The sequence below is a fragment of the Actinokineospora sp. genome (assembly GCF_050699995.1).
Classification (GTDB): Bacteria; Actinomycetota; Actinomycetes; order Mycobacteriales; family Pseudonocardiaceae; genus Actinokineospora.
Genome location: NZ_JBOHGC010000120.1, coordinates 1 through 7825 on the forward strand (window position 1 = coordinate 1; position 7825 = coordinate 7825).

Below are 7825 nucleotides of genomic sequence, written 5' to 3' on the forward strand. Positions count from 1 at the left end.
GTGCCAGGCCCGCTCCGCCGCGGCTTCGAGTTCGGCGGCCACCGCCTCGTCGGGGCTGGTGGTGGCAGCGGCGAGGTGCCAGGCCCGGCGGTCGGCGTCGGCGTCCGCGCGCAGCGCCTCGGCGTACGCGCGATGGACCTCGATCCGCTCGTGCAGCAGCGCGTGCTGGTAGGCGGCTGCCCGTACCAGGGGGTGGCGGAACGTGATCCGGCTGTCGATCCGGACCAGCCGGTCGCGTTCGGCGGGCGCCAGGTCGCTGGGGGCGCCCCCGAGGGATTCGATGACGTGCAGGATCGTCGCCAGGGGCGCCGCTGTGTCGGCCGCCGCCACCAGAAGCGCGCGCTGGGTGCGGTCGGGAAGCTCCACGATCTGGTGGCGGAACGCCTCCTGCACGCGGCGGGTCACAGGCAGCGGGCCGACGTGCTCGGCCGGGTCGGACTCGTCGACCTCGGGTGCCGCGAGCCGCGCCGACCCGAGCTCGATGATCGCCAGCGGATTGCCGCCGGACTCGGCGAGGACCCGCGTCCGCACCGGTTCGAGGAGTTCCGGCGCGTGGCCGTCGAGCAGCCGCGCGGCCTCCGGCGCGGCGAGGCCGGGCAGCTCCACGACCTCGACGCCCGCGATCTCGAACACCACCGACGTCTCGCGCACCGCGAACAGCACCGCGATCGGGTCGGCCACGAAGCGGCGGGCCGCGAACATCAGCGCCTCCACCGAACCCTGGTCGAGCCATTGCAGGTCATCGACCACGCACAGCAGCGGAGCGTCCTCGGCCAGCTCGGCGAGCAACGACAGGGTGCCCGCGGAGATCAGGAACCGGTTGGCCTCGTCGCCCTCGGCCAGGCCGAAAGCGCACCGCAGGGCCGTGGCCTGGGGGAGGGGGAGAGCGTCCAACCGGTCCAGGTGTGGGAACAAGAGTTGGTGCAGGCCACCGTAGGCCAGCTCGGAGTCGGACTCGACCCCCGCCGCGCGGACCACGCGCATGCGGCCTTCGGCTTCGGCGGTCGACACGGCGTGATCGAGAAGAACCGATTTCCCGATGCCCGCCGCGCCCCGCAGCCCCAGCGTGCCGCTCCGTTCGTCACACGCGTTCGCCAGCAGGCGGTGAATCCGCGCCTGCTCGGCGTCCCTACCCACCAGCGACATGCCGGCCACCTTAGCCCGCCGCGCACCGCGCCAGGTCCAGAATGGACCCGGTATCCGAGGCGGGGTCAGCCTGCCGTGTGCGCCCACTGCACCCACAGCGGCAGCAGCAGGAGCGTGACGACTGAACTCGTCATTCACCCGGTGGTCCGGGTGCGCCTGGAGACCGGTGAGCGCGCGCTGTTCGTCAGCCCTGGGTCGACCACGCGGATCATGGAGCTGAGCCAGGTCGAGAGCCGCCGCGTGCTCGACCTGCTCTTCGAGCACCTCACCAGCGCCGAGCACACCGTGCGGTTCCGCTGGGAACCGGGCAGCATCGCCTTCTGGGACAACAGGTCCACGTGCCACTTCGCGCCGACCGACTTCGCGCACTACGACAACGAGCGGGTCATGCACCGGGTGACCATCCTCGGCGATGTGCCGGTCGGCGTCGACGGCTCGGTCTCCGAACTCGTCGGCGCCGGTGGGAAGCGTTGCCGAGGCCGGGCCGCACGCGCGCGATGCGTCAGTGCTCATCGAGGTGCACGCGGAGTGCTTGGACCCGGTCCTCGCGCACCGGGGAGTCCCAGCCGGACCGCACAAGGCCGCCAACGTGGATCGCGTCTACCCCCATCGCCCGCAGCGCCGGGACATGCTCGGCCCGCAGGCCGCCGCCCGCCAACAGTCTGACTCCCTCCACGGGTCGCGCCGCCCGGTCGGCGAGCACCGGGAGGCCGGTGGGCAACCCCGCGGCCGAGCCCGCCGTCAGGACGAAATCGAGGCCGGGCAAGCCATGCAGCGCCGACCATGCCGCCTCCTCGTCGACGGCGTGGTCGATGGCCCGGTGGAAGGTCCATCGCTCCGTCCAGCCCTTCGACGAGGGCCGTGGTGGCTTCGACGTCGATCCGGCCGTCGGCGGTGAGGAATCCGAGAACGAACTCGTCCGCGCCCGCCGCGCGCAGGCGCTTCGCCGTTCGCGCCAGGCAGGCGATCCCATCGCGGTCGATGGTGAATCCCACGCGGTCGCGCAGCATCACGCGCAGCGGGATGTCGACGGCCGCGCGCATGCGCTCGACCAGGTCGGTGGCCGGGGTCAGTCCGTCGGCCGCCATGTCGCTGACCACCTCGACCCGGTCGGCGCCACCCCGTTCGGCCGCGCGGGCGTCGGTCACGGTCAGCGCGATGACCTCAAGCAGACAGGTCACGTGGTCCTCCTCCGCCGAAGCTTTGGTTTAGACCATAGGTGATAGATGGACGAAGCCGCACCCTCCTCGCGAAGGGTGCGGCTTCGTTCAAGTCGGCTCAGGTCAGCTGGACCCGCCGGCGATGGTCTCGTCGATCCACGTCTTGAACGCGGTGACGTCGGTGTAGATCGACGGGTCGACCGCGCAGTCGGACGCCTCACCGCCCGCCCGGCTGGTCGCGCCGACCAACTCCCACTTGCCGTCCACCTTCTTGATCTGCGGACCGCCGGAGTCGCCGTAGCACGCACCCGCCTTGTCGCCGGGGTTGTCCGTGCAGAGTTCGTTGGCCTCGTTGAAACCCTGCCTGCACTCGGTGTCCGCGACGATGGACGTGTCGAGCTCCTGCAAGGTCTCCGGAGCGCCACAGCCACCCTTGGGCGGACACGTCTGACCCCAGCCGATGATGCGCGTATCGGTCCCCGTCTCGCCCGCCGACGCGGCGAGGGCGATCGGCTCCTCCGAGGCGGCGCTGCTCAGCTTCAGCAGCGCGATGTCGAAATCACCCTGGTACTTCGGGTGCGCGATCACCTTCTCGACCTTGGCGGTGTGACCACCGGTGGTGTAGTCGATCGACCCGACCCTGACCTGGATCTCGCTCGCCTGCGCGCCGTCGACACAGTGGGCCGCGGTCACCACCCAGTCGGCCTTGATCAGCGATCCACCACAGAAGTGCCTGCCCGCGTCATTCTGCAGGGACACCATGAAACTGTAGGTCTGCGACGCGTTTCCCCCGCCGACGATGTACGGCTGGACATCTCCGGTCGGCGTGGCATTCGCGGCGCCGGAAACGCTGAACGCGGTCACGGTCCCTGCCGCAGCGAGAACACCTACGAGCAGGGCTTTTACCCTCATCGTGTCGTTCTCCTTTCCCCTCGGGAACCGTCGTCCCGTGGTGGAAAGGACCCTCGCAGCGAATCGGGAGCGGAAATACCCGACGAAACGCTTTGCCATTTGCCAGGCGGTCCGCAATGGCTATTCGGCGGCCCGAACAATGCTATAGGCATTCATTATGTTTGAGATTCCGCCGCGCGGGGAATAGGCGGCCGTCGGTCAGTATCCGAGCTCGCGAGCCCGGGACCGCGCTTTGGCCCTGAGGGCGTCGTCGTCGGCGTCGGCCATCTCGGCCACGAGCTGCCGGACACTGTCCTCGTTGTCGGGCGTCACGTTTTCGACGGCGAACTTCCGCACGCCCACCTCCCGATCTGTCAGGAGTTTGGTCAGGACTCGGTCGGCGGCCTCGGGTGGGAGCAGGTTCGCGCTGGTCGCGCAGGCGACGCGCACCTCCGCGCGGCTGCTGTCACTGGCCTGCTCGAGCGCGGCGAGGGCCTCCGGTGTGCCGATCCTCGCCAGGGCGTACACCGCTCGCTGCGCCATCCACGCCTCCTCGTCGTCGAGGAGCTCGACCAGCAGCGGGACCTCGTCGGCGCCGAGGTCGACATACATCTGTGTGTCGCCCTCGATGGAGCTGAGCCGCGACCGGATCTCCTCCATGCTCATGGTCATCTCCACACCCCTTTCAGAAGGCCCGGGTAAGGGCCGAGTCCACCATGGTCGCGACTTCCGTCTGGACCATGTCCGGCGGAACGCCAGTCCATCCGACATTGGGGAACATCAGGTACTGGCTGTTCGCCGCGGGCGGGTTGGGCCAGTGCCGGAGCCCGAGCACGTGCCCGACCTCGTGGGCGAGCAGCCACCGGGCGTTGGCCTGCACGACCGCGCACCCCGGCTGGTTGGCCGGGTGGGTGGCGCAGCCGAGCAGGTTCGTCGACGCGGCGCCGTTGGTCAGGGTCCGGACGACGTAGACGACGATGTCGTTGACGCCCGCACCGTTCCTTCGCGTGAAGAGCGTGTTGTGTTCGGCCGTGGGGCGCCCGAGCAGGCACGAGCCGACGTCGAGATCGACCACGCCCGCGAGCGTCGTGTCAGCGCTCAGGTCCTCGGTCGTCCCGCGGTAGGTGGCGATGCCGTAGTCGGCGAACAGGTCCTCCATCGCCTTGTACTGCGTGTCCATGAACGTGGTGATCGCCGCGGTCTGCGCGACGAGCGTCTTGAAGTGGACGACGATGTGCTCGAAGCACTCTCGGCGGACGCCGAACCGGTTGTCCCCGGTCTGGAGGTTCCACCCGCCGAAGCGCGTGCCGTTGGGGGCCATCACCGGCGACCCCGCCGACGTGCCGGTCGGCTCGAGCACGCCGAGCCCCCACGGGCTGGTGGCGATGAGCTCGGCGCGCCCGTCGCCGTCGTAGTCCGCCGCCGGCCCGAAGCGGTTGTTCGTGGTGTCGACGACCCAACCGCCCAGCCGGGTCCCGTTCGCGGCCATGAGCGGGGAGGTGAGAGCCCCACCGTTCAGCTCGAGCGTGCCGACGCCCCACGGGCTGCTCAGGAACAGCTCGGCGCGCCCGTCGCCGTCGTAGTCCGCCGCCGGCCCGAAGCGGTTGTTCGTGGTGTCGACGACCCAGCCACCCAGGCGGGTCCCGTTCGCGGCCATCGTCACCGCGCCGAGGGTCCCGCCGGAGAGCTCGAGAATCCCGATGCCCCAGGGGCTGGTCACGAGGATCTCCGCCCGCCCGTCACCGTCGAAGTCGGCGGCGAGACGGAAGAAGTTGTCCCGGGTGTTGAGCAGCCAGCCGCCGAACCGCGTCCCGTTCGGCGCCATCATGAGTGGCCGCATCGTGTTGCCCTGCAGCTGCAGGATCCCCACGCCCCAGGGGCTGGAGACGAACACCTCGACCCGGCCGTCACCGTCGAAGTCGCCGACGGGGCCGAACCGGTTGTCCCCGGTCTGCAGGTTCCAGCCGCCGAAGCGGGTGCCGTTGGGGGCCATCATCGGGGCCGCGAGCGACGACCCGGCGAGCTCCAACACGCCCAGGCCCCATGGGCTCGTGATGAGCAGCTCAGCCCGGCCGTCGCCGTCGAAGTCCCCGACCTTCTCGAAGCGGTTGTCACCCGACTGGAAGTTCCACCCGCCGAAGCGGGTGCCGTTGGGCGCCATCATCAGCGGCGCCAACGTGTTGCCCCGCTGCTCGAGCACGCCGATGCCCCACGGGCTCGAGAACACGATCTCGGCCCGGCCGTCGCCGTCGAAGTCGCCGACGGGGCCGAACCGGTTGTCCCCGGTCTGCAGGTTCCAGCCGCCGAAGCGGGTGCCGTTGGGCGCCATCACCGGCGCGGTGAACGTGCTGCCCGACAGCTCGAGGATCCCGAGGCCCCAGGGGCTGGACACCAGCAACTCGGCCCGGCCGTCGCCGTCGAAATCGTCGTTGCGAGACATAGGACTCGTACCTCCAGCCTGGCCCCGTACCTGGTTCGATCCGAGATGGCCATCGCGCACGGTCATATGACCATCCCATTGAGTAGTGGTCGCTCAGCGCGGTCCGCCTGTTACGGGTTCAGCCGCGGGCTCGCCGCGCAAGCAACCTGGGCGCGGGGACAAACGTCCTTGAGGGCAGCACTATCTCGGGGTCAGGAGGCCGTGATGAGGCGTTCCCTTGTTGTCCTGGTGGCGATGGTCTTCGGCGTGCTGCTGGGGGTGCCCGCCACGGCGGGGGCGAGTACGCCGTACTGCGGCATCACCTGGGGTTCCCTGCCGAAGGAAGCGGGTCCGGGTTCCGTCGACGAGCTCTACGCCCTCCGCACCGGCCGCCACACCTGCTTCGACCGGATGGTCCTCGACGTGAACGGAGACGTCCGCGGCTACTCGGTGCGCTATGTCGACGAGATCCGCAAGGACGGGTCGGGCGAACTTGTGCCCGTTCGTGGTGGCGCGCGCCTGGAGGTCGTGGCGAAGGTCCCGACGACACCGACCGACGCGATTTTCCTCCCGAACGGCGAACTCGCCAACGTCACCGGCTACAGCACGTTCCGGCATGTCGCGTGGGCCGGGCAGTTCGAGGGGCAGACGACGATCGGCCTGGGCGTGCGGGCCCGCCTGCCGTTCCGGGTGCTGCTGCTCGACGGCCCCGGCACGGGGTCCCGCATGGTCGTCGACGTGGCCCACCGCTGGTAGCCGCCTCGGAGTCGAGCGCTCGGGGGCGGGCAGGTGCGATGATCGGCCACAGAGGATTCCGGGATCGACGAAACGGCAGGTCCCCGCCATGTACGAACCCATTCTCGCCGACTACCGACTCGACCAAGGCAAGTGGACAGTCGAGGTCACCTGCCGCGGCAAGACACTGCGCGCCAAAGCCGCCACCCTGGTCGCCGCGAAGTCCCGGGCGACCAGGCTCGCGGAGCGGCTGGCACCGGACGAGGACAGCCGGACGGTGGTCCACACGTTGGATGGCGACGCGGTGAGGTTCACCGACGCCCTGTTGGCGGCCACCTTCCGCCCCGAGTCCGGCGGCACTGGCCAGGGCGACAAATAGCCCGCGCTAGGGCGCCGGGTCTCGCCCGGGGGCTGTCTGGTGCTCGGCCCACCAGCTCGCGAACAGCGGATTGGTGTCGACGAGTTGGGCGTAGGCCGCGAGCAGGGAAGCGGGCGCACGTTCGGCGAGGCCGACGAGCGGGCTGTCCTCATGCCAGACCAGCAGGATCTCCTGGGTGATGGGCGTGCCCTTGAGGTTGCGGATGACCACACCGCTGCCTTCGCGGGCCATCGGTTTGGCGAGGGTGACCGCGCCCTGGTGGACCAAGGCTCTCGTCGTGACCGAGTCCGACACCTGATACTTGATCGTCGCGGAGAATCCAGCCTGGGCGCAGGCCCGCTGCAGAGCCAGCTGCTCGGCGATCTCGCTTACCGGGGGCAGCACCCAGCTGTCCTCGGCGAGATCGCGCAAGTCGATGTCGTCGGCATGGGCAAGCCGGTGATTCTCCGAGACCGCGACGAACATCGGCGCGCTCAACACCAGGCTGCTGCGCAGCGGCGGCGGAAGAGGCGTGCGGAAACCGGGCATCTCCTCCAGGACGATGAAGTCCAGCTTGCCGTCGAGCACCTTGCGGATCAGGTCGGTCGGATGGGTGTCGATGTCGATCGTCGATTCGGCACTCCCGACATCCTTGGCGACCGACTCGACGAACAGCGGCACGACAAGCCCCGGCGGACCACCGACCCGGATCGCGCCGGCCACGGCGACCGCCTGGGTCAGCCGCCTGACCCCCGCCATCATCTCGTCGACACCGGCCAACAGCCCGCGCGCCGAGGACAACACGTAGGCCCCAAGGTCGGTCGGGACGACACCGGTGCCCGACCGGGCGAACAACATCCCACCGACGCGGCCCTCCAGCCGCTGCAGCTGGGCCGTGAGCGCAGGCTGCGAAATGCCCAGGCCGACCGCTGCCTTGGACAAACTGCCCGCGTCAGCCACGGCGATGATGATCCGGAGGTGACGCAATTCCAACTCGTACACACTCAAGTTATAGGCCCTCCGGCCGATGCCGGCGACATCATCGCCGAGGTGCCAACCTCCTGCGGAAGGCAGCCTGCCGGTGCCAGACGCGCCGCTGCCCCGCCTGGGCATGGC

General features: G+C 69.8%; 8 protein-coding genes and 2 pseudogenes. 3 read left to right on the top strand and 7 right to left on the bottom strand.

Translation table 11 applies throughout. From position 1 onward, the window contains the following. Positions 1–1146: AAA family ATPase (locus ACRDSQ_RS06820; protein WP_431419716.1), on the bottom strand; the 1146-nt coding region annotated here is incomplete at its 3' end. A gap of 114 nt (positions 1147–1260) precedes the next feature. Here ACRDSQ_RS06820 and ACRDSQ_RS06825 point away from each other — a divergent pair. Then, positions 1261–1812, top strand: a complete 552-nt coding sequence (locus ACRDSQ_RS06825; protein ID WP_431419718.1) for a TauD/TfdA dioxygenase family protein — start codon at positions 1261–1263, stop codon at positions 1810–1812. Here the strand turns inward: ACRDSQ_RS06825 and ACRDSQ_RS06830 are convergent. The 5 genes and pseudogenes from ACRDSQ_RS06830 to ACRDSQ_RS06850 form a co-directional block, all read right to left on the bottom strand. Further along, positions 1793–2119: pseudogene (locus tag ACRDSQ_RS06830) on the bottom strand (hypothetical protein); the annotation flags it as partial. The gene ACRDSQ_RS06825 and the pseudogene ACRDSQ_RS06830 overlap by 20 nt on opposite strands. Further along, positions 2052–2327, bottom strand: a pseudogene (locus ACRDSQ_RS06835) (copper homeostasis protein CutC); the annotation flags it as partial. The pseudogenes ACRDSQ_RS06835 and ACRDSQ_RS06830, both read right to left, overlap by 68 nt. 102 nt (positions 2328–2429) lie before the next feature. After that, positions 2430–3218 carry a S1 family peptidase gene (locus ACRDSQ_RS06840; RefSeq protein ID WP_431419720.1) on the bottom strand — a complete coding sequence of 263 codons (789 nt, stop codon included), beginning with the start codon at positions 3216–3218 and terminating at the stop codon, positions 2430–2432. 198 nt (positions 3219–3416) lie between these two features. Beyond that, the gene (locus ACRDSQ_RS06845) at positions 3417–3869 is read right to left on the bottom strand and encodes a HEAT repeat domain-containing protein (RefSeq protein WP_431419721.1); all 453 of its coding nucleotides are present in this window, start codon (positions 3867–3869) and stop codon (positions 3417–3419) included. Positions 3870–3882: 13 nt separating this feature from the next. Next, the gene (locus ACRDSQ_RS06850) at positions 3883–5637 is read right to left on the bottom strand and encodes an FG-GAP-like repeat-containing protein (RefSeq protein ID WP_431419723.1); all 1755 of its coding nucleotides are present in this window, start codon (positions 5635–5637) and stop codon (positions 3883–3885) included. A 204-nt stretch (positions 5638–5841) separates the two neighbouring features. Between ACRDSQ_RS06850 and ACRDSQ_RS06855 the strand changes: the two genes are divergently transcribed. Both ACRDSQ_RS06855 and ACRDSQ_RS06860 read left to right on the top strand, forming a co-directional pair. After that, positions 5842–6372 carry an AMIN-like domain-containing (lipo)protein gene (locus tag ACRDSQ_RS06855; RefSeq protein ID WP_431419725.1) on the top strand — a complete coding sequence of 177 codons (531 nt, stop codon included), beginning with the start codon at positions 5842–5844 and terminating at the stop codon, positions 6370–6372. A gap of 88 nt (positions 6373–6460) precedes the next feature. Next, positions 6461–6730 (top strand): hypothetical protein, encoded by a 270-nt coding sequence (locus ACRDSQ_RS06860; RefSeq protein WP_431419726.1) that lies wholly within the window; start codon positions 6461–6463, stop codon positions 6728–6730. A 6-nt stretch (positions 6731–6736) separates the two neighbouring features. On the opposite strand, the gene ACRDSQ_RS06865 is transcribed toward ACRDSQ_RS06860, so the two are convergent. Further along, the gene (locus tag ACRDSQ_RS06865; RefSeq protein WP_431419727.1) at positions 6737–7711 is read right to left on the bottom strand and encodes a LysR family transcriptional regulator; all 975 of its coding nucleotides are present in this window, start codon (positions 7709–7711) and stop codon (positions 6737–6739) included. Positions 7712–7825: the final 114 nt, after the last annotated feature.

Coding starts and splice junctions, on each gene's coding strand:
- ACRDSQ_RS06855 (WP_431419725.1), top strand. CDS start 5,842: ATGAGGCGTTCCCTTGTTGTCCTGGTGGCGATGGTCTTCGGCGTGCTG.
- ACRDSQ_RS06850 (WP_431419723.1), bottom strand. CDS start 5,637: ATGTCTCGCAACGACGATTTCGACGGCGACGGCCGGGCCGAGTTGCTG.
- ACRDSQ_RS06860 (WP_431419726.1), top strand. CDS start 6,461: ATGTACGAACCCATTCTCGCCGACTACCGACTCGACCAAGGCAAGTGG.
- ACRDSQ_RS06840 (WP_431419720.1), bottom strand. CDS start 3,218: ATGAGGGTAAAAGCCCTGCTCGTAGGTGTTCTCGCTGCGGCAGGGACC.
- ACRDSQ_RS06845 (WP_431419721.1), bottom strand. CDS start 3,869: ATGACCATGAGCATGGAGGAGATCCGGTCGCGGCTCAGCTCCATCGAG.